This window comes from Rhizobium ecuadorense (genome assembly GCF_001187535.1).
Lineage (GTDB): Bacteria > Pseudomonadota > Alphaproteobacteria > Rhizobiales > Rhizobiaceae > Rhizobium > Rhizobium ecuadorense.
On the sequence record NZ_LFIO01001304.1, the window covers coordinates 208976 to 227921 of the forward strand.

Below are 18946 nucleotides of genomic sequence, written 5' to 3' on the forward strand. Positions count from 1 at the left end.
ATCCGGGGTTTTGTCATGCGTTGGTGTCATGCGCCGATGAAAGCCTCAGAGCTTTCCGGCCCGCTGCTGGATCATCATGAACGTATCGAAAGTGTATTCCGAAAGCTGCATCCAGAGATAGGCGTCCCGCTTGAAGGCGGTCTGATCGTCGTAGATCTTCTTGAAATACTGGTTGGTGCCCGAGATTTCGCTGTAGATGCCGGTTGCCGCCTGGAAGCAGGCTTCCATGATCTCCTGGCTGAACGGGCGCAGCGTCGCACCTTCTGCAACGAGCTGCTTCAGCGCCGTCGGGTTTTTCGTATCGTACTTCGCCAGCATGTTGGTGTTGGCGAAGGCGCAGGCGTCGGTCAGCGCTGCCTGATAATGCTTCGGCAGGTTGCTCCATTTCTCGAGGTTGAAGAAACCGTGCACCGTCGGGCCACCTTCCCACCAGCCGGGATAGTAGTAGTACTTCGCCACCTTGTGGAAGCCGAGCTTCAGGTCGTCATAGGGGCCGACGAATTCCGCCGCGTCGATCGTGCCTTTTTCCAGCGCCGGATAGATGTCGCCGCCGGCGATCTGCTGCGGGATGACGCCGACCTTCTCCATGACGCGACCGGCAAGGCCTGCAATGCGCATCTTGACGCCCTTGAGGTCGTCGAGCGTATTGATTTCCTTGCGGAACCAGCCGCCCATCTGCGCACCGGTATTGCCGGCCGGCAGTGCATACATGCCCTGGGTGGCATAAAATTCATTCATCAGCTTATTGCCGTTGCCCTCGTAATACCAGGCATTGGTCAGGCGGCTGTTCAGGCCAAACGGAATGGCCGTTCCGATGGCATAGGTCGGGTCCTTGCCGACGAAATAATAGGAGGTCGTATGAGCTGCCTCGACCGTGCCGGCGGCCACCGCATCGACGGCCTGCAGGCCGGGCACGATTTCACCGGCCGCAAAAGGCTGGATCGTGAAATTGCCGTCCGTCGCCGCGGCGACATGCTTGGCGATATCCTCGGCGCCGCCATAGATCGTATCCAAGCTCTTCGGAAACGACGACGTCATGCGCCACGCGATCTTCGGATTCTCCTGCGCGATCGCAGGCGCTGCCAATGCAGTTGCGGCGACCGCGCCGGCGCTGGCGGTTCCCGCCTTCTTGAAAAACGAACGACGATCCATCAAAAACCTCCCGTATGGATGGCACTGCGCGGCCAATCTTCACCCCACCCGCAGCCGGCGCAAACCTAAGCATGGCGGGGGCCGCGATTCAAGCTTTAGTCTATTAGCCTTTGGCATCAAGACGGCAATAAGGCAATGCGCGTGCCCCTATCAAAATCAGCGGCTTAGCGGCGAACCCGGAGCCACCGGGCGCTTCCGCCGTATTTTGGCCACCACGCGCAGCCAAGCGTTGACTTAAGGGCCATTCTGGCGCCAGAAACAGCAAGCACAGAGATTTTTACCGGAGTTGCTATGACGAAACCGATCGTTGCCATTCCTGCCGATATCCGCAGCTTCGACGGCGCGACCTGGCATGCCGTGCAGCATCAATATCTGCGTGCTGCCTTGAACGCGGCCGGCGTCATGGCCTTCATCATCCCCGCTTTCGAGCAAGGCTACGATACCGACGCGATCCTCGACCGCGTCGACGGCCTCCTGGTTTCCGGCTCGGCCAGCAATGTGCATCCCTCGCTCTACGGTGCCGAGGCGAGCGACAGGGACGGTCCCTTCGACCCTGCCCGTGACGCCATCAGCCTGCCGCTTATCCGCCGCACCATCGACCGCGCCATCCCGCTGCTCGCCATCTGCCGCGGCATCCAGGAGCTGAACGTCGCGCTCGGCGGTTCGCTGGCAAGCGAGATCCAGGAGCAGCCGGGCATCTCGGACCACCGCCGGCCTGAGGGCGTCGACCGCGACGGCATGTACGCCATTCGCCAGAGCGTCCACGTCAAGGAAGGCTCCTGCATCGCGACTATTCTCGGCCCCGGCGAGGTTCGCGTGAATTCCCTGCATCGTCAAGCGATAGCCAGGACCGCACCGCGCCTGCAGGTGGAAGCGATCGCCGAAGACGGCACGGTGGAGGCCGTCTCCGTCATCGACGCCAAGGCCTTCGCCGTCGGCGTGCAATGGCATCCGGAATATTGGGCCGAAACCGACGAGCCTTCGAACCAGCTATTTGCCGCTTTCGGCGATGCCGTCCGCGCCTACGCCGCCGGCAAGCTGCCGCTCACCCCCGCGCAGGCGATCGCCTGATGGTGCGACACCGGCGAAGCTGAAAGCGTGCTGTTTTAACGCTTCTGCGGCGTCTCCGGCACCGGCGTCAGCGCAGCACCTTTCTCGAACCAGGCGATGAGATTGTCGGCAACGAGATCGGCCATCGCGTTGCGGGTCGGCACCGAAGCCGAGGCGACATGCGGCAGGAGCACCGCATTGGCCGGTTCCAGCAGGCAGGCCGGCACGGTTGGCTCGTCATAGAAGACATCGAGGCCGGCCGCTCCGAGCGCGCCGGAGGCAAGGGCTGCGCTCAGCGCCGCCTCGTCCACCGTCCAGCCGCGGCCGACATTGACGAGAATGCCGTTCGGGCCGAGGGCGGCCAGAATATCGGCATCGATCGTCTTGTGCGTCTGCGGCGTCTTCGGAACGATGGCGATCAGCGTATCCACCGCTTCCGCCAGCCCCTTCAGCGTCGGATGATAATCATAGGGTGCATCGGCATGGCGCGACCGCGTGTGATAACTGATCTTCACCTTGAACGGCTCCAGCCGCTTGGCGATCTCAAGCCCGATGCGGCCAAGGCCATAAAGCCCGACATGGCGGCCCTTGAGCGAGAAACGCGACAGCGGATAGGCCGTGCCCGGCTTCCAGTTGCCCGCCCGCAGCCAGGCCTCGGCCCGCGGCAATTCGCGGACGGTGTTCAGCAGCAGACCGATCGCCGTATCGGCGACTTCGTCGTTCAGCACATCAGGCGTATTGGTGACGACGATGCCCTTTTCGGCGGCCCGCTTCACATCCATGCCGTCATAGCCGACACCGAAACTGGCAATCACTTCGACATGCGGCAGCTGGTCCATCCACACACCCGGGAAAGCGCCGGAGACGGCGACACCGCGGATGCGGCCGGCGGTCTCGCCGTCGAGCGCAAGCCTTTCCTCGCGCGCGACGGCGATGATGTCAAAACGATCCTCCAGCCTTTCGAGAACGCGCTCGTGTATCTTCCCGGGAACGAGAATGGCGATGCGGGACATGGCTTTTCCTCTTGGATGCGGTCTTGGCTCAGGCGCGGGGCCGATGGGGACTGGTGGACTGGCGGATGCGCATTTCCGGTTTGATCAGATGCATGCCGTCGGGCTCGTGGCTGCCGGCAAGCCGATCGAGCAGCGCCCGCGCCGCCAGGCGACCGACCTCGGTCTGGCCGTTCCAGACGGTCGTCAGCGCCGGCGTGGCGATCGACGCCTCCTCGAGATCGTCATAGCCGGTGACGGAAATGTCGCGTCCGGGCACCAGGCCGGCACGGGCAATACCGTTCATCAACCCGATCGCCACGAGATCGTTCCAGCAGACGGCCGCCGTCGGCTTCTGCGGCAGCGACAGGAAATGCACCGCCGCCTCGAAGCCGCCCTGCTTGGAGCGCGGGCCGGGAATGCGCAGGTTCGGATCGACCTCGATGCCGGCCTTGCGCAACGCATTGACATAACCCTGGTAGCGGTCGCGGCCGGTGGAGGTCTGGTCCGTGCCGCCGATCATCGCGATCGAACGATGGCCGAGACCGATCAGATGGTTGGTGGCAAGCGAGATGCCGTAGCTGTCGTCGCCGCGATAGGTCGGCAGGTCCTGGCCTTCCATCGAACGGGCGACCAGGATCGCCGGCATGCCGTTTTCTTCCGCCAGTTGCACGTCCTCAGGCGGCGTGCCGATCGCCGGCGACATGATGACGCCGTCGCCGCCGAGCTGCAGGAGCGTCTCGATGAAGGTGCGCTGCTTTTCGACATTGTCGTAGTGATTGGAAAGGATGAAGGTATGGCGGCTGCGATCGAGCTCGCTCTCGATCGCCTTCAGGATCTCCCCGTAGAAGGGGTTCATGATGTCGTGCACGACGACACCGATGATGCCGGAGCGCGAGGTACGAAGGCTGGCGGCGCGGCGATTGTAGATGTAACCGAGCGCGCGCGCCTGTTCCTTGATCTTTTCCCGGGTATTGCCGGCGACGAGCGGGCTGTCGCGCAAGGCAAGCGATACGGTCGCCGTTGAAATGCCGAGCGTTTCGGCGATCGTCGAAAGCTTGATCTTCTGGACCACGTGTCCTCCTCCAGGCAGCACGCAAGACAGCAAGCCCCGCCGGTATCAGGCGCGGCCCCTTAAAATGTTTAATTAAAAGATTTAACCGGCGGAGGCAATTCGTCTTTCGGGGAAATTTCACTCTTCATCCGGTTCTTCGATATGAAGGGCTTCGGCCTGCAGATTGCCGTCGATCGCCTTCAGCAACCGGACGAGATTGCGGATTTCCTTTTCGGAGAATTCCTGCGTCGCCAACCTGTCGCAGGCGGAAGCCGCCATTTCGATCCCCCGCACGCTGCCGCGCCCGAGCTCTGTGAGATAGACCTTGGTGAGACGCGCATCCTCGGCATCGGGCTTGCGCTCGAGAAAGCCCTGCGCCTCCATGCGGCCGATCGTGCGCGTCATCGTCGGCGCTTTGACGCCGAGCTTCTGAGCAAGGCCGCCGGCCGTCATGCCGTCGCTCTCGGCAAGCGAAAGAATGACGCCGTCCTGGCCGGCATAGAGGCCGCTTTCGAGCAGGTTGCGCGAGAGCACGGTGCGCATGGAACGAGCCGCCTGGGTGAGCGCCGGCGAGAGGTCGACGAGCGTATACTCGGTCTGGTCCTTCTTCTTGGACTTGTTCTTCTTACCGTCCTTATGCTTCTTTCCCATAGCCATCCCTTTGATCTTTAAGCTCCGGCGCCGCTGCGATATGACATTGCCCAGGATCTCGTCATAAACAAGAGGCAACGACCGGATGATGACGCCTTCGCCCCGCTTCGACGACAGCGACCCGGCCTCCGTCCGCGGCGGGCGCCGCCCGATCGCCGTGCTGCCGCTCGGCGCTCATGAACAGCACGGCCCGCATCTGCCCTTCGAAACCGACACCCTGATTGCTGAAGGCATCGCCGGACGATTGAAGATGGCCCTGCCCGCCGGCCTGCCGGTCGCCTTCCTGCCCGCCGAATCCGTCGGCTATTCCATAGAGCACATGGATGTTGAAGGAACGAAGACGCTCGCCTTCGACGAAGCGGTCAGCCGCTGGCTCGGCATCGCCGAAAGCTTGGCGAAGCAAGGCACCCGCAAATTGGTGATGCTGAACGCCCATGGCGGCAATTCTCCCCTGATGACGATCGTGGCCACCGAGGCGCGGATCCGCTTCGCCATGCTGGCGGTGGCGACGAGCTGGACCCGCTTCGGCCTGCCGGACGGCGTGATCGCGCCGGAGGAAAAGGCGATCGGCATTCATGGCGGCGATATCGAGACCTCGGTGATGCTGGCCCTTCACCCCGGCAAGGTCGATATGGCGAAGGCCGCGGATTTTCCCTCGCGACAGAGTGAATTTGCCGGGCGTTTCAAACATCTGCGCGCCTACGGGCCGCATGCCTTCGGCTGGAAGATGGCCGATCTCAATCCGCAAGGCGCGGCAGGCAACGCCGCGGCGGCGACGGCCGAAAAGGGCGAGGCGCTGATTGCGCATGCGGTGAAGGGGCTGGTGGAACTGCTGGAGGACGTCGATGCCTTCGACGTTGCGCAACTGCGATAAAAGGGTGATCTGCAGCGGGCGGATGATGTGATCTTATAACATTATAAAACCCTTTGAACTGCCGCGCCCATGCCATTATATGAGACCAACCGTTTGAAGCAGCCGATCTGAAACCGCTCGGCCGCACGCCTAATCCTAGAGGTTCTCATGACCGACGCGATCTCCACCCAGAAGCCCATTCCCGTCACCGTGCTCACCGGTTATCTCGGCGCCGGCAAGACGACGTTGCTCAATCGCATCCTGTCCGAAAATCACGGCAAGAAATATGCGGTCATCGTCAATGAGTTCGGCGAGATCGGCATCGATAACGACCTGATCGTCGAATCCGACGAAGAAATCTACGAGATGAACAATGGCTGCGTCTGTTGCACGGTGCGCGGCGACCTGATCCGCGTCGTCGAAGGCCTGATGCGCCGCCCCGGCCGCTTCGACGGCATCATCGTCGAAACAACCGGCCTTGCCGATCCGGTACCCGTCGCCCAGACCTTCTTCATGGACGATGACGTCCGCGCCAAGACCGAGCTCGACGCCGTCATCGCGCTTGTCGATGCCAAGCACCTGCCGCTGCGGCTGAAGGACAGCCGCGAGGCCGAAGACCAGATCGCCTTCGCCGACGTCGTCGTCATCAACAAGAGCGACCTGGTGACCCCGGACGAACTCGATGTGATCGAGGACATCGTCCGCGCCATCAACCCGGCCGCCCGCGTCTACAAGACCAGCCGCTCCGGCGTCGACCTCGCCCGCGTGCTCGATCAGGGCGCCTTCAACCTGGAGCGCGCGCTCGAAAACGATCCGCATTTCCTGGAGCAGGGTCATGACGACCATGTCTGCGGCCCGGATTGCGATCACGACCACCACCATCACGACCATGACCATGACCACCATCATCATGATCACCACGGGCACGAGCATCATCAGCATGGCGCCATGTCGGCGATCCACGATGTGACGGTGCAGTCGGTATCGCTGCGCGGCGGCCAGATGAACCCGGAGCGCTTCTTCCCCTGGATCCAGAAGGTCACCCAGACGCAGGGGCCGAACATTCTCCGCCTCAAGGGCATCATCGCTTTCAAGGACGATCCCGAGCGTTATGTCGTTCAGGGCGTGCACATGATCATCGAGGGCGATCACCAGCGGCCATGGAAGGAAGGCGAAAAGCACGAGAGCCGTCTCGTCTTCATCGGCCGCGATCTCGATCGTGAGAAGCTCGAAGCCTCCTTCAAGGCCTGTGAGGCAGCCGCCTGATGCCGACAGTTGCACCGCTTGATCTCGACGGCCACATTCTGGCCGTCGATTTTTTAGGTGATGTCCCCTTCTTCGCCAGCGCCAACGGCACGTTTCACCGGCTGGACGGCGGCGACAGGGTTTCAGAAGCCCATCAAGGCATGCTCACCGCCATCCGCGATCCTTATAGCCAGAGCCTGATCTCGGGCGGCGAGGATGGCAAGGTGTTGCGCATATCCGCCGACGGCAGCATCAGCGAGCTCGCCAGCGCGCCGCGCAAATGGATCTCGCAGGTCGCGGCCGGCCCGCAAGGCGCCATTGCCTATTCCTACGGCAAAAGTTCGCTCGTGCGCCTTGCCGACGGCACGACCAAGGAATTTGCCGAGGAGCGCACGGTCGAAGGCCTTGCCTTCGCGCCGAAGGGCCTGCGCATCGCAGCCGCGCGCTATAACGGCGTGTCGCTGCACTGGATCGGCATGAACGCCAAGCCGATCGATCTCGAATGGAAGGGCGCCCATACCGGCGTCACCTTCTCGCCCGATGGCAATTTCCTCGTCACCTCGATGCAGGAAAACGCGCTGCACGGCTGGAAACTCGACAGCAAGCCCGGCGCTGAAGCCCGCCACATGCGCATGACCGGCTACCCCGCCAAGGTGAAATCGCTCTCCTGGTCGGTCAAGGGCAAATGGCTCGCCTCGTCAGGCGCGCCGGCGGCGATCGTCTGGCCCTTCCAGGGCAAGGACGGGCCGATGGGCAAGGCGCCGCTCGAGCTTGGCACTCGCGCCAACATCATGGCGACCGCGGTGAAATTCCATCCGCTCGAAGATATCCTCGCCATCGGCTTCATCGACGGCATGATTCTCGCCGTGCGCATCGCCGACAGCAAGGAGGCGCTGCTGCGCCGCCCCGGCAAGGGCGCGGTCACGGCGATGAGCTGGAGCAAAAACGGCAAGCTGCTCGCCTTCGCCTCCGAAGCCGGCGATTGCGGCGTCATCGATATTTCGGCTTGAGCCATAGTGCCGGCTAGAACAGGATGATTTTAGGCCCGTTTGGCCTAAAATCTGAATCCTGTTCTAAATTTAAAGAGTTAGAGCATGATGTCGTCCGAAAACCGCTCACACTTTTCGGCATCATGCTCTAGGAAGACATCGTGACGGAAGCGGAAATCGTGGCGCTCGGCGCCGATCACATGCAGGCGGCCGCAAAGATCAGGCGCCTGGCGCTTTGGCAGCGGCTGCCATGGCTGCCGGATCTGCATACGCCTGATGAAGAAGAGCAGTACTGGCGCATGCATCTGCTGCCGAATTGCACCATCCTCGGCGCCGCCATGGGAAACCGGCTGGCCGGGGTCATCGCCTATGGCGACGACTGGATAGAGCAGCTTTATGTTCTCCCCGATTTCCAGGGCATCGGCATCGGCTCCCTGCTTCTCGGCTGCGCCCAGGAGGAGATGGATGAAATCAGGCTCTGGACCTTCCAGCGCAATACGGGCGCCCGCGCCTTCTACGAGCGGCACGGTTTTTCCGTCGAGGAAGAAACCGACGGCGCCGACAACGAGGAAAAAGAACCGGATGTGCGCTATCACTGGCGGCAGCTTCCGGAGCTGACGCCTGGCCTGCGACCGTCTGGCGGCTAAAATCAGGGCTTGCCAAACGCCTTGCCCGGGCAAAACATGAATCGCGCAGGCATTGGCTGCGCAGTTGCCGACAGAGGAAACGGGAATGCCGAAATCGACCGGCCTTGGTCTGGCCGCGCAACAGCCGCAGTCCTTGGACAAGGCATTCGTCTGGGCGGTAATCCGCGCCGAGGCACTCGAACTTGCCGCGCGCGAACCGATCCTGCAACGGCTGCTCGCCGCGCAGGTAACGGCCACCTCGGGCAGCAATGAGATCATCGCCCGCGTGCTCGCCGCGCGGCTCGCTGCGACACAGGTGGAGACCGGCGATCTGTTCGATCTGATCCTGTCCACCCTCAACGACGATATCATGCGCAAGATCGAGGCCGATCTCGTCGCCGTGCGCGAACGCGACCCGGCCTGCACGACATTCCTGCACGCGCTCCTGAACCTCAAGGGGTTTCATGCGCTGCAGACGCACCGCATCGCCCACGCGCTCTGGAATGCCGGCCGGCCGGAGATCGCCACCTGGCTCGCCAATCTCGCCTCGCTGGTCTTCGGCCCGGACATCCATCCGGCCGCACGGATCGGCGCTGCCATCATGCTCGACCACGGCTCGGGCATCGTCATCGGCGAAACCGCTGCCATCGAGGATGAAGTCTCGATCCTGCAGAATGTCACGCTCGGCGGCACCGGCAAGGAAACCGGCGACCGCCATCCGAAGATCCGCCATGGCGTGATGATCGGCGCCGGCGCCAAGGTTCTCGGCAATATCGAAATCGGCGCCTTCAGCAAGATTGCCGCCGGCAGCGTCGTGCTGAAGCCGGTTCCCGAACATTGCACGGTCGCCGGCGTGCCGGCAACGCTGGTGCGCGTCCACCGCGCCGACGAAATCCCGGCGGAGACAATGGATCAGAATATTTAATGCATGTCGGCCGGAAGTGTGCCGCGGTTCCGGGATAACGACAAAACAAAGAGCTAAAGCGCGTTGCATGAATCAAATTTGATGCGGCGTGCTTTAGAGCCGTTCCGCGGCGGGTTCTCCCCGTTCGTTACGCGGCCTGCTGATTTTCTCCGAAGGCTTCGACCCGGTTGCGGCCTTCGCGCTTCGAACGATAGAGCGCCTCATCCGCCTTCTGCATCAGCTGTTCAAGATCTCCGCCGGTTTCCCCTCGCGCGGCGACGCCGATGCTCAGCGTCGGAAAGACGGCCAGATCCTGCCGCTGCAGCACGGCGGCGGCGAAGGCGAGACGGATGCGCTCGGCAATCGCCACCGCATCCTGCCCGGACACATTCTTCAGCACCGCCAGGAACTCGTCTCCGCCTTGCCGGGCGAGCAGATCGCCGGAGCGCATGACACCTCTGGAAACACTGGCGAAAAGCCGCAGGATATCGTCGCCGCTCGCATGGCCATGCCGGTCGTTCAGCTGCTTGAAATGGTCGATATCGATGATCAGCAGCGCGACCGGCTGGGAGCCGAGAGCAGGCAGATGCTGAGCAAGGCCGCCGCGATTGAGCGCGCCGGTCAGCGGATCGTGGTGAGCGAGTTCGGTCAGCTGATTTCGGCTGCGCTCGGCGGCCATCAGCACCATGGCCATGCTGCGCAGCATGATGAAGGCGACCGCCGATACCGCCATCCAGCTATGGACCACACTGCCGCCGAAAGGATCCGGCCCGCCGATTGCCCCGGTTGCCGCAAGAACGCTGCGCACCGCAAAGATCATGGCAGTGCAAACATAGAGACCGACGAGCAGGGCGGCCGAATACAGCTTCTCGCGCCGGGCAATACCGATTGCCTCCCTTGCGACGGCCAGATCGCAGAGGCAGCAGACGACCGAGACATAGAAGAGCCTCGCCGACACCGCCGAGGGATCGCTGACGATAAGTGCGACAGGCACGCTGACGAGAAGGATGGCGAGCCAGAAATAGCGCTGGTCGAGGGCCCGGCCCGCAAAGACCCGCACCGCGAAGAACATCAGCATATAGCCGGCAATGGTCACGATATTGCCGCCATCGATCGAGACCGCATAGGGAACGATATTGCGCAGTGCGACGAGGAAGGACCCGACGCCGACTAGCATGTTGCTCAAGCCCCACCAGAGCGGCCACCTCTCGAAGCGGCCGGTCGCATAGGCTGCAAGCTGGAGAATGCCCAGCACGAAGCAGCTGACGGCAACAATGAAATAGATCGTCCTGAGATCCAGCAGCATGACGCTTTCCCGAAATTCTCGCGGAACATACAGGAAGCGTTTTGCGGTTTGATTGGGGGCTTCGCTAGAAGTTTAACGATCATCGGGTTTTTCAGGCGGCCCGCACCGCGCCGATGATATCAGCCAGCAGCCCGTGCAATAGATCCCGGTAGCCGTTTCGGGCCGAGGGACCGCTTTCCTCCGAGGTCATGACGACCGTCAGATCGAGCGACGGCACGATATAGAGCATCTGCCCGCCGTAACCCCAGGCGAAATGCACCTGCTCGCCGCCGATCTGCCGGGTGAACCAGCCATAGCCGTATTCGTCCCCCGAGAAACGCGAGTTGGTGCGGTGCTGCCACGACTGGGAAATCCAGTCGGCAGGAACCACCTGTGCTCCTTCTTGGGTGCGCCCGCCATTACGATAGAGTTCGCCGAAGGCAAGCAGGGACCGGGCGCTCATCGCCATCTGATTGCCGCCGAGATAGATGCCCTGCGGATCGCGCTCCCATGCCCCGATGCGAAAACCGTCGACCGGGCCGAGCCATTCATGCGCCAAGGCCAGCGTCGACCGCCGGCTAACCCTGGTGAGGATGGCCGACAGCAGATGCGTGGAGGCGGTGGAATAGAGCATCTCCCCGCCGGGCTGATCGACGAAAGGCTGCGAGAGCGCAAAACGCACCCAGTTGCGCGAGGAGACCCAGCGGCCGTAATTCGGCCCCGACATGCGATCGAGCCCAGCCTGCATGGAGAGCAGATGGCCGACGGTGACATCGTTGATGCGCGGGTCCGGCGTCGCTGGGAGATCGGCCTTCAGGATCGCTGCGATCTTCTGATCCGGCCCCTTCAGCAAGCCCTTGCCGATGGCGATGCCGACCAGCGCCGAAATGATCGATTTCGAAGCGGATTTGATATTGGTCGATTCCGACGGCGAATGGCCATGGAAACCGCGTTCGACAAGCACCCGCCCGCCGCGCGCGACGATCACCACCTTGAGCGGCCGCATCGCCGGGTCAGCAGCCGCCTGATCGAGACGCGGATCAAGCCCGGTGTCGGCTCGGGCCACGCTCTGGGCAGCGGCCGGCGCCGTTGCGGCAAGCGGCAGACAGAAGAGAAGCAGAAGGGAGAGAACGCGGATCATGCGGCGCAAGATAGGACATCGCCGCGGCATGTTCGCGGGCTGGCGGCGCTTCTCACGCGATTGTGTTGCCACGGTTACCGGGCATCCCGGCCACCCTGCGCCGCGGCATCCGAAAAAACAATCCGCGCCGCAACCATGGCAGGCCCGCCTGCCCCCATGGTCAAGCGGCGCGGATATTGCCGGCCGGGGTAAGGACGTTCAACCCCGGCCAGCCGATCGGCACAGCCTCAGGCGGCGCGGCGAACCTGCGCGCCAGCCAGCATGCGTCCCGAGGGGACGATCATGCCGGCGGCGCCGTCAAGCCAGCTTTCCGTGAGTTCGAGCGCCAGAAAGCGCGAGCGTTCGAACGGTCCCGGCATGACAAGATGGCGAGCCTTTTCGGCAAAAAAGCCGAAACGCTCGTAATAGGCGGCGTCACCAACGAGCAGGACGGCGCCATGCCCGCGCTTCTTGGCTTCGAGAAGCGCCGCGCGCATCAGCGCCGAGCCGATGCCCTTGCCGCCGTGATGCGGCGCAACGGCGAGCGGGCCGAGCAGCAGTGCATTGATCGGCGTGCCCTCGTCGTTGACGCCGGCCTCGATGTTCCAGAGCCGCACCGAGCCGATGACATGGCCGTCGCGATCGCGCGCGACGAGCGCCAGGCCCTCGGCCGGAACACGGTTACGGCGGATCTTTTCCGATGACTTCTTGCGGCGGTCGGCGCCCATGACTCGGTCGAGCAGGTTTTCACGGGCAACGACATCCGACGGATTTTCGGCGTCGATGGCGAAAGTGGTAGGCGCAAAGAATGCGCGGACAGAATCAAGAACAGCGGCCATCTTGGCCTCCCGTACCCAATACCGTTATCAGCGGCGATGAAGGAAAATTGTGAAATTGCCGCCCCGGCTGGTTACGGGGCCGGCGGAAACGACCTTAGATGACGTAGGCCTTCAGCGGTTCGAAACCGTTGAAGGCGACCGCCGAATAGGTCGTCGTATAGGCACCGGTGCCTTCGATCAGAACCTCGTCGCCGATCGAAAGGGAGATCGGCAGCGGATAGAGGTTCTTTTCGTAGAGCACGTCGGCCGAATCGCAGGTCGGGCCGGCGATGACGCAGGGCTCCATCTCGTCGCCGTCGTGCTCCGTGCGGATCGGATAGCGGATGGCTTCGTCCATCGTCTCGGCGAGACCGCCGAACTTGCCGATGTCGAGGAAGACCCAGCGCGCATCGTCATTGTCCGACTTCTTCGAAATCAGCACGACCTCAGCCTTGATGACACCGGCATTGCCGACCATGCCACGGCCCGGCTCGATGATCGTCTGCGGGATCTGGTTGCCGAAATGCGTGCGCAGCGCCTGGTAGATCGACTTGCCGTAAGCTTCCGCCGACGGAACGTCGCGCAGATACTTGGTCGGGAAGCCGCCGCCCATGTTGACCATCTGCAGGTGGATGCCCTGCTTGGCAAGCGACACGAACACGCGCTTGGCATCGGCGAGCGCCGAATCCCAGGCATCGACCTTGGTCATCTGCGAACCGACATGGAACGAGACGCCGTACGACTGCAGGCCAAGCTGATGAGCGTAGACGAGAACGTCGACAGCCATCTGCGGAACGCAGCCGAACTTGCGCGACAGCGGCCATTCGGCGCCTTCGCCGTCCGTCAGCACGCGGCAGAAGACACGGGCGCCGGGAGCGGCGCGCGAGATCTTCTCGACTTCCTCATGGCTGTCGACCGCAAAGAGGCTGACGCCGAGCGCATGCGCGCGGGCAACGTCACGTTCCTTCTTGATCGTGTTGCCGTAGGAGATGCGGGCGGCGGTCGCACCGGCTTCGAGCGCCATTTCGATTTCGGCAACGGATGCGCAATCGAAATTGGAGCCGAGGCCTGCGAGCAGCTTCAGCACTTCAGGGGCCGGGTTGGCCTTGACGGCGTAGTAGATGGCGCTATCCGGCATGGCGTGACGGAAGGCGTGGAAATTGTCGCTGATGACATCGAGGTCAACCACGAGGCAGGGACCGTCGGGACGTCGGGTTGCGAGAAAGTCGCGGATGCGCTGGGTGGTCATATCGTTTCCCTCTTCCAGTTCCAGAACTCCGGCATCAGCCGGAGGACAAAGGGCATACGAGAACTCGCATTGGAACCAGCCGGTGGAGACCCCGGAACCATAGCAAGCGCTCGATGCGCTGATCGTGAACCAACGCCGCGATGCGGTGTAAGTTCGGCTTTGTCTGCCATGGATTGGAGGGAGAATCCCAACCGCACTTCCGGCAATGATGGTGTGCCTCTTCAGTAACCCCCGCTGATGGAAAGCAGGGAGAGAACAAAAAGGCCCGCACCGTCGTTGCTTCAGGCGTCCTCGCATTTTCCGGTTGGCCGGAATAGCGACTGGAGGGGTTAATTCCAGGTACCTTACCGATTTCCTCACCAATTCGAGGGTTCGGCGGACACCCATGGGCACGTGCGACTTTGGGCTGAGGTGGAAATAAGAATATTCGCCTTCATAATCAAGCGTTTTTTTGATCTCAGGGTTAAAAAAATAATTGAACAGGGCGAGCCGATTTGTTCAACATTCCGATACAGCCTGAGGGATATTCATGGATACCTTGACCCGCATACGCGCCTTCATCGATGTCGTCGAGGCCGAAGGCTTTTCCGCCGCCGCCAGACGCACCGGCCGTTCCAAGGCGCTGCTCTCCAAATATGTGCGCGAGCTAGAAGATGAGCTTGGCGCCCTGCTGCTCAACCGCACCACCCGGCAGTTCTCCATGACCGAGGCCGGCCACACCTATTACCGCAGCGCTTCGGATATCCTCAAGGAGATCGACAACCTTGCCGATCTCGTGCGCGAAAACAATGCGCAGCTGAAGGGACGGCTGCGCATATCCGTGCCCCGCACTTTCGTCGATGCCGATGTCGGCCAGTCGCTGATCGACTTCTCCAGGGAGAACCCGGATCTTTCGCTGGAGATCGCCGCCGACGACCGATTCGTCGATCTGATCGAGGAAGGCTTCGACGTGGCGATCCGCATCAGCAAGCTCGAAGATTCCGGCATGATCGCCCGCAAGGTCTCCGATTTCCGCGTCCATCTCTGCGCCACCCCCGATTTTCTTGAGCGCCATCCCGATCTCGCGCATCCGAGCGACATTTCCAACGTTCCCTTCATCATCGACACCAATTCGCGCACCCAGGCGAGCATCCGCTTCCACAATCCCGACAACACCTCATTCGCCGTCGCCGTCTCCGGCCCGATGGAAGTCAACAGCCCGCATGCGACATTGCGCGCGGCCCTTGCCGGCATCGGCATCGCCCTCATCCCTGACTTCATCGCCCGCAAGCCGATCGAGAGCGGCGAGCTGGTGACGCTGTTCAACGACTACCTGCCGACCGACCGCGGCATCTATGCCGTCTATCCGCACCGCCGCTACCTGCCGGCCAAGGTCAGGATCTTCGTCGATTACCTCAACACCTGGTTCAAGAAACATCCGTAGCGCCGCTCCTGCGGCTGCGACATCGCGCCCCGGTCCAACCCGCGGCTATCTGAATCCGGCACGGAATCCGGTCCCAATTCCGTCCCAATTTCTGGCAAGAAGTCAGGATCACGAACAGGCAGCGGAATAGATGAGATATTCGACGATACTGATGGCCGCGCTTGTTTCGTTGGCGCCGACCGCCGCTCTTGCCCATCCGCATATTTTCGTGGAGGCTCGCCTCGAGGTCGTGGCCGACAAGGATGGCAACGTCGAAGAATTGCGCAATGTCTGGCGTTTCGACGAGGTTTTCTCCTCCTCGGTCGTCATGGATTTCGACAAGAACACCGATCTGAAGCTGGAGCCGAACGAGCTCGCGGAGGTCGGAAAAACGGTGAAGCAGTCGCTTGCCGAATATGATTACTACATGAACCTGACGATCAACGGGAAGAACATCACGGTTCAGAAGCCCGACATCATCCATGTCGATTACAAGGACGGCCAGCTGCTGATGTTCTTCGCGGTCAAGCCGGTGGAGAAGATGCCGCTGAAAGGCAGGCTCAGCTTCGGCGTCTACGACCCGACGCTCTATACCTCGATCGACTTTCCCACCGACAACGAACTGGCAATCGTCGGCGACGGCTTCAAAGCCTGCAAGCATCAGGTGGTGCGGCCGGATGCCGACCAGGTGATCTCGCAGAACAAGCAGTCGTTGACCGACGCCTTCTTCAATGACCCCACCGGCACCAACATGTCCAAACTCTTCGCCACCCGGCTGGAGGTCACATGCTGACGAAACGCCCGCCGTTCATCCTTGCCGCTTCGGTCTTGGCGCTTCTGGCGGCGGCAAGCCTCGCCCATGCGCAATCGCCGCTCGGCATCGGCACGGCGGAGCCGAGCTTCCAGCCGACCGGTGGGCCGCTCGCGCCGCTTTTGCTCTATGTGAACTATGAGCAGCAGGCCTTTTACCGGGCGCTGACCGATGCCTTGAAGGCGATGCGCGAGGATCCGTGGCAGCTGGCCTCGCTGATCGGCCTCTCCTTCGCCTACGGCGTCTTCCATGCCGCCGGCCCCGGCCACGGCAAGGCGGTCATCTCCTCCTACATGATCGCCAACGAGATCGAGCTGAAGCGCGGCGTGGTGATTTCCTTCATTTCGGCTTTCATCCAGGGCGTTGTGGCGGTGGCGCTGGTCGGCGGCGCCTGGCTGGTGCTGCGCGGCACAGGCATCACGCTGACGGCGGCGACCCACGCGATGGAGATCGCAAGCTTCGTCATGGTCATTCTCTTCGGCGGATGGCTGCTGTTGCGCAAACTGCGCTCGATGGTGGGCAAGATGCCGCGCCGCCGGCTGATGGCGACGCCAGCCGGTCCGGTCAGCATGATGCTCGACTGGAAGGACAATGCCGCCGAACGCCAGGCCTATGCCTTCAACGGCAAGGCGCAGCCCGTCGAAGCCGGCCATACCTTCGTTCCCGGCATGGCCTGCGAGACCTGCGGCAACGCCCACGTGCCCGATCCCGCCTTGCTCGCCGGCGACAGGTTCAGCGCCCGCGAGGCCTGGTCGGCAATCGTCGCCGTCGGCCTTCGCCCCTGCTCCGGCGCGCTTCTGGTCATGACCTTCTCGCTGCTGAACGGGCTCTATCTCGGCGGCGTGCTGTCGGTCGCCGCCATGTCGCTCGGCACGGCGATCACCGTTTCCCTGCTCGCCACCCTTGCCGTCACCGCCAAGAGTGCCGCCGTCCGCCTCTCCGGACGCGGTTCGACCGCTTCGGTCTGGGTCGGCAACGCCATCGAAATCCTCGGTGCCGTGCTCGTCATCCTGATGGGCGCCCTGTTGCTCGGCGCCTCCCTGCAGGGCTAGCCCTATTTGCCCCTGCCGCGCTGGTAACGCGCCCGCAGCCAGAAGACCGCAAAAAATGCCATGATCAGGCAGACGCCGACGAAGATCGCCAGCGTCGGCGAGAAATTGCCGATCCACAGGACGATAGTCGGCAGGAAATAAAGGACGAGGCCGGCGCCGAGGAGGATGATGGCGGCGGCGGTTGCCTGCGAGCGGCTCTCCGGGCTCATGCAAGCCTTTCCTTCTCGAGATCGGCGCGAATATGCTGCAGACGGCGGATCTGGTTGCCGGCGGCGTCGAAATTTTCCGGCGAAAGCCAGGCCTCGAAGGCATCGTTGAGCAGAGGCCATTCACTATCGATCATCGAGAACCAGGCGGTGTCGCGGTTACGGTGTTTGGAAATCATGTGCTGGCGAAAGACGCCCTCGAAGCTGAAGCCGTACCGTGCGGCCGTCGTCTTGCTCGCCTCGTTCTTATTGTCGCATTTCCATTCGTAGCGGCGGTAGCCGAGCTCCTCGAACACATGCTTGGCCATCAGATAATGCACTTCGGTTGACAGCGGCGATCGCTTCATGTCGGCGCCATGCGCCACCCCGCCGATCTCGACGACGCCGTTTGCCGGATCAGCACGCATATAGTTCGCCATGCCGACAATCTTGCCGGTGGTGTTGTCGCGGAAGATATGGGTGAGCCAGCCGGACTTGGTGTAGACGGCCTCAAGCCAGTTGGCGAAATCCTCGATCCCGGAAAAATCGTCCTGCGCGAAATAGAGCAGCAGTGGGTTGATGGCCATGCCGCCGAGCCCGTCCCACAGCGCTTCGAGATGTTCGGCGCGCCGATAGGGTTCGACGGTGACGAAACGGCCCTTCAGCGTCACCGGTTTCGGCGCCGGGCAGCCCTTGAAATTTGCAAGATCGCGCATGGTCACACCTCTTTTCTGAGGAGTGGATAGGCCAGCCGCCCGACAAAGGCAACCGGCCGAGATGTTACTGTGACAAGGTAACTTTGGCTGAGGACACCGTCGCCTCGATATGGTCGACCAGCTGGTCGGCAAGGCCGAGTCTGCCGGCGAGCAGATCGAGATAGCCGCGCTCTGCGCGCGAATCCGGCTCGATGGTAAGCCGCGAAGCGGTATAGAGTTCGACGCGCTGTTCTTCCGTCACCGCCGCAGCGACGAGCGCATCGATATCCGTCGGCGAAGCGAGTTCGCGCTCGATGAAGGCCGCAGCCTCGCCGCTGACATCGGCGGCCTTGACCTTGTCCATGATCAGCGCGCGTTCGGCATCATCGATATGGCCGTCGGCCTTGGCGGCGGCGATCATCGCGCGGATCAGCACCAGCACGAATTCATTGCTGCCGGCAGGCGACGCCGGCCCAAAACCGGATTCGACCGGCGGCGGCAGGAGAACCGGATTGTTTGCCGAGGGCGCATCTGAGGGAGCTGCAGGCGCTTGCCCCGCCTGGTAATTCTTGTAGGCTTGGTAGCCGAGGCCTGCGATGGCGGCCAGACCGCCGATCGCCAGGGCATTGCCGGCAATACTCCGGCCGGTCTTGGTGCCGAGAAGCGCGGCTGCGATCGCACCGGTCTTCATCGGATTGTTCTTTGCCGTCTGCATGGCCTCGCCCGCCCTGTCACGGACAGAACCGCCGAGACCCGGCACCTGCGAACCCAAGAACTGGTCGAGAAGCTTCTTCGCGTCGAACATTCCTTGTCATC

Annotated in this window: 20 protein-coding genes; 9 read left to right on the forward strand and 11 right to left on the reverse strand. The window is 62.5% G+C overall.

Annotated elements, in window-relative coordinates:
• Positions 1–45: 45 nt before the first annotated feature.
• A complete protein-coding gene (locus tag AF337_RS28255) occupies positions 46–1152 on the reverse strand; it encodes a TRAP transporter substrate-binding protein (RefSeq protein WP_007631767.1) in 1107 nt (368 codons plus the stop codon).
• 291 nt (positions 1153–1443) lie between these two features.
• Between AF337_RS28255 and AF337_RS28260 the strand changes: the two genes are divergently transcribed.
• Positions 1444–2223 (forward strand): gamma-glutamyl-gamma-aminobutyrate hydrolase family protein, encoded by a 780-nt coding sequence (locus AF337_RS28260; RefSeq protein ID WP_049734751.1) that lies wholly within the window; start codon positions 1444–1446, stop codon positions 2221–2223.
• Positions 2224–2258: 35 nt separating this feature from the next.
• On the opposite strand, the gene AF337_RS28265 is transcribed toward AF337_RS28260, so the two are convergent.
• From AF337_RS28265 to AF337_RS28275, 3 genes are all read right to left on the reverse strand, one after another.
• Complete coding sequence (locus AF337_RS28265; RefSeq protein ID WP_049734752.1) at positions 2259–3215, reverse strand: 2-hydroxyacid dehydrogenase; 957 nt, start codon at positions 3213–3215, stop codon at positions 2259–2261.
• Positions 3216–3243: 28 nt separating this feature from the next.
• Complete coding sequence (locus AF337_RS28270) at positions 3244–4266, reverse strand: LacI family DNA-binding transcriptional regulator (RefSeq protein ID WP_003590238.1); 1023 nt, start codon at positions 4264–4266, stop codon at positions 3244–3246.
• Between the two features lie 117 nt (positions 4267–4383).
• Positions 4384–4896 (reverse strand): MarR family winged helix-turn-helix transcriptional regulator, encoded by a 513-nt coding sequence (locus AF337_RS28275; RefSeq protein ID WP_049734753.1) that lies wholly within the window; start codon positions 4894–4896, stop codon positions 4384–4386.
• 85 nt (positions 4897–4981) lie between these two features.
• On the opposite strand from AF337_RS28275, the gene AF337_RS28280 reads away from it, so the two are divergent.
• From AF337_RS28280 to cysE, 5 genes are all read left to right on the forward strand, one after another.
• Entirely contained in the window at positions 4982–5770 is a 789-nt protein-coding gene (locus AF337_RS28280; RefSeq protein WP_049734754.1) for a creatininase family protein, read from the forward strand.
• Positions 5771–5917: 147 nt separating this feature from the next.
• Complete coding sequence (locus tag AF337_RS28285; protein ID WP_049734755.1) at positions 5918–7015, forward strand: CobW family GTP-binding protein; 1098 nt, start codon at positions 5918–5920, stop codon at positions 7013–7015.
• Positions 7015–8004, forward strand: coding sequence for a WD40 repeat domain-containing protein (locus AF337_RS28290; RefSeq protein WP_049734756.1), 990 nt, complete (start codon positions 7015–7017; stop codon positions 8002–8004). The genes AF337_RS28285 and AF337_RS28290 overlap by 1 nt, the downstream gene beginning before the upstream one ends.
• A gap of 179 nt (positions 8005–8183) precedes the next feature.
• Complete coding sequence (locus AF337_RS28295; protein ID WP_049734858.1) at positions 8184–8630, forward strand: GNAT family N-acetyltransferase; 447 nt, start codon at positions 8184–8186, stop codon at positions 8628–8630.
• Positions 8631–8715: 85 nt separating this feature from the next.
• Positions 8716–9534: a serine O-acetyltransferase gene (gene cysE, locus AF337_RS28300; RefSeq protein WP_049734757.1), complete on the forward strand. Its 819-nt coding sequence runs from the start codon at positions 8716–8718 to the stop codon at positions 9532–9534.
• A 127-nt stretch (positions 9535–9661) separates the two neighbouring features.
• On the opposite strand, the gene AF337_RS28305 is transcribed toward cysE, so the two are convergent.
• The 4 genes from AF337_RS28305 to odc2 form a co-directional block, all read right to left on the reverse strand.
• Positions 9662–10819, reverse strand: a complete 1158-nt coding sequence (locus AF337_RS28305; protein ID WP_049734758.1) for a GGDEF domain-containing protein — start codon at positions 10817–10819, stop codon at positions 9662–9664.
• Positions 10820–10910: 91 nt separating this feature from the next.
• Positions 10911–11939: a serine hydrolase domain-containing protein gene (locus AF337_RS28310; RefSeq protein ID WP_049734859.1), complete on the reverse strand. Its 1029-nt coding sequence runs from the start codon at positions 11937–11939 to the stop codon at positions 10911–10913.
• Positions 11940–12166: 227 nt separating this feature from the next.
• Entirely contained in the window at positions 12167–12757 is a 591-nt protein-coding gene (locus tag AF337_RS28315) for a GNAT family N-acetyltransferase (protein WP_049734759.1), read from the reverse strand.
• A gap of 94 nt (positions 12758–12851) precedes the next feature.
• Positions 12852–13985 (reverse strand): ornithine/lysine decarboxylase, encoded by a 1134-nt coding sequence (gene odc2 / locus AF337_RS28320; RefSeq protein ID WP_049734760.1) that lies wholly within the window; start codon positions 13983–13985, stop codon positions 12852–12854.
• Between the two features lie 529 nt (positions 13986–14514).
• On the opposite strand from odc2, the gene AF337_RS28325 reads away from it, so the two are divergent.
• From AF337_RS28325 to AF337_RS28335, 3 genes are all read left to right on the forward strand, one after another.
• On the forward strand, positions 14515–15408 hold the full coding sequence (locus AF337_RS28325; RefSeq protein ID WP_049734761.1) for a LysR family transcriptional regulator: 894 nt from the start codon (positions 14515–14517) through the stop codon (positions 15406–15408).
• Positions 15409–15538: 130 nt separating this feature from the next.
• Positions 15539–16180: a DUF1007 family protein gene (locus AF337_RS28330; RefSeq protein ID WP_049734762.1), complete on the forward strand. Its 642-nt coding sequence runs from the start codon at positions 15539–15541 to the stop codon at positions 16178–16180.
• A complete protein-coding gene (locus AF337_RS28335; RefSeq protein WP_049734763.1) occupies positions 16174–17250 on the forward strand; it encodes a nickel/cobalt transporter in 1077 nt (358 codons plus the stop codon). The genes AF337_RS28330 and AF337_RS28335 overlap by 7 nt, the downstream gene beginning before the upstream one ends.
• A 2-nt stretch (positions 17251–17252) precedes the next feature.
• Here AF337_RS28335 and AF337_RS28340 read toward each other — a convergent pair whose 3' ends face one another.
• From AF337_RS28340 to AF337_RS28350, 3 genes are all read right to left on the reverse strand, one after another.
• Positions 17253–17459, reverse strand: a complete 207-nt coding sequence (locus AF337_RS28340) for a hypothetical protein (protein WP_049734764.1) — start codon at positions 17457–17459, stop codon at positions 17253–17255.
• Positions 17456–18151, reverse strand: coding sequence for a GNAT family N-acetyltransferase (locus AF337_RS28345; RefSeq protein WP_049734765.1), 696 nt, complete (start codon positions 18149–18151; stop codon positions 17456–17458). Before AF337_RS28345 ends, AF337_RS28340 begins: the two co-directional genes overlap by 4 nt.
• A 64-nt stretch (positions 18152–18215) precedes the next feature.
• The gene (locus AF337_RS28350) at positions 18216–18935 is read right to left on the reverse strand and encodes a tellurite resistance TerB family protein (protein WP_049734766.1); all 720 of its coding nucleotides are present in this window, start codon (positions 18933–18935) and stop codon (positions 18216–18218) included.
• Between the last annotated feature and the right edge of the window lie 11 nt (positions 18936–18946).

Coding starts and splice junctions, on each gene's coding strand:
- AF337_RS28255 (WP_007631767.1), bottom strand. CDS start 1,152: ATGGATCGTCGTTCGTTTTTCAAGAAGGCGGGAACCGCCAGCGCCGGC.
- AF337_RS28260 (WP_049734751.1), top strand. CDS start 1,444: ATGACGAAACCGATCGTTGCCATTCCTGCCGATATCCGCAGCTTCGAC.
- AF337_RS28265 (WP_049734752.1), bottom strand. CDS start 3,215: ATGTCCCGCATCGCCATTCTCGTTCCCGGGAAGATACACGAGCGCGTT.
- AF337_RS28275 (WP_049734753.1), bottom strand. CDS start 4,896: ATGGGAAAGAAGCATAAGGACGGTAAGAAGAACAAGTCCAAGAAGAAG.
- AF337_RS28280 (WP_049734754.1), top strand. CDS start 4,982: ATGATGACGCCTTCGCCCCGCTTCGACGACAGCGACCCGGCCTCCGTC.
- AF337_RS28285 (WP_049734755.1), top strand. CDS start 5,918: ATGACCGACGCGATCTCCACCCAGAAGCCCATTCCCGTCACCGTGCTC.
- AF337_RS28290 (WP_049734756.1), top strand. CDS start 7,015: ATGCCGACAGTTGCACCGCTTGATCTCGACGGCCACATTCTGGCCGTC.
- AF337_RS28295 (WP_049734858.1), top strand. CDS start 8,184: ATGCAGGCGGCCGCAAAGATCAGGCGCCTGGCGCTTTGGCAGCGGCTG.
- cysE (WP_049734757.1), top strand. CDS start 8,716: ATGCCGAAATCGACCGGCCTTGGTCTGGCCGCGCAACAGCCGCAGTCC.
- AF337_RS28305 (WP_049734758.1), bottom strand. CDS start 10,819: ATGCTGCTGGATCTCAGGACGATCTATTTCATTGTTGCCGTCAGCTGC.
- AF337_RS28310 (WP_049734859.1), bottom strand. CDS start 11,939: ATGATCCGCGTTCTCTCCCTTCTGCTTCTCTTCTGTCTGCCGCTTGCC.
- AF337_RS28315 (WP_049734759.1), bottom strand. CDS start 12,757: ATGGCCGCTGTTCTTGATTCTGTCCGCGCATTCTTTGCGCCTACCACT.
- odc2 (WP_049734760.1), bottom strand. CDS start 13,985: ATGACCACCCAGCGCATCCGCGACTTTCTCGCAACCCGACGTCCCGAC.
- AF337_RS28325 (WP_049734761.1), top strand. CDS start 14,515: ATGGATACCTTGACCCGCATACGCGCCTTCATCGATGTCGTCGAGGCC.
- AF337_RS28330 (WP_049734762.1), top strand. CDS start 15,539: ATGAGATATTCGACGATACTGATGGCCGCGCTTGTTTCGTTGGCGCCG.
- AF337_RS28335 (WP_049734763.1), top strand. CDS start 16,174: ATGCTGACGAAACGCCCGCCGTTCATCCTTGCCGCTTCGGTCTTGGCG.
- AF337_RS28340 (WP_049734764.1), bottom strand. CDS start 17,459: ATGAGCCCGGAGAGCCGCTCGCAGGCAACCGCCGCCGCCATCATCCTC.
- AF337_RS28345 (WP_049734765.1), bottom strand. CDS start 18,151: ATGCGCGATCTTGCAAATTTCAAGGGCTGCCCGGCGCCGAAACCGGTG.
- AF337_RS28350 (WP_049734766.1), bottom strand. CDS start 18,935: ATGTTCGACGCGAAGAAGCTTCTCGACCAGTTCTTGGGTTCGCAGGTG.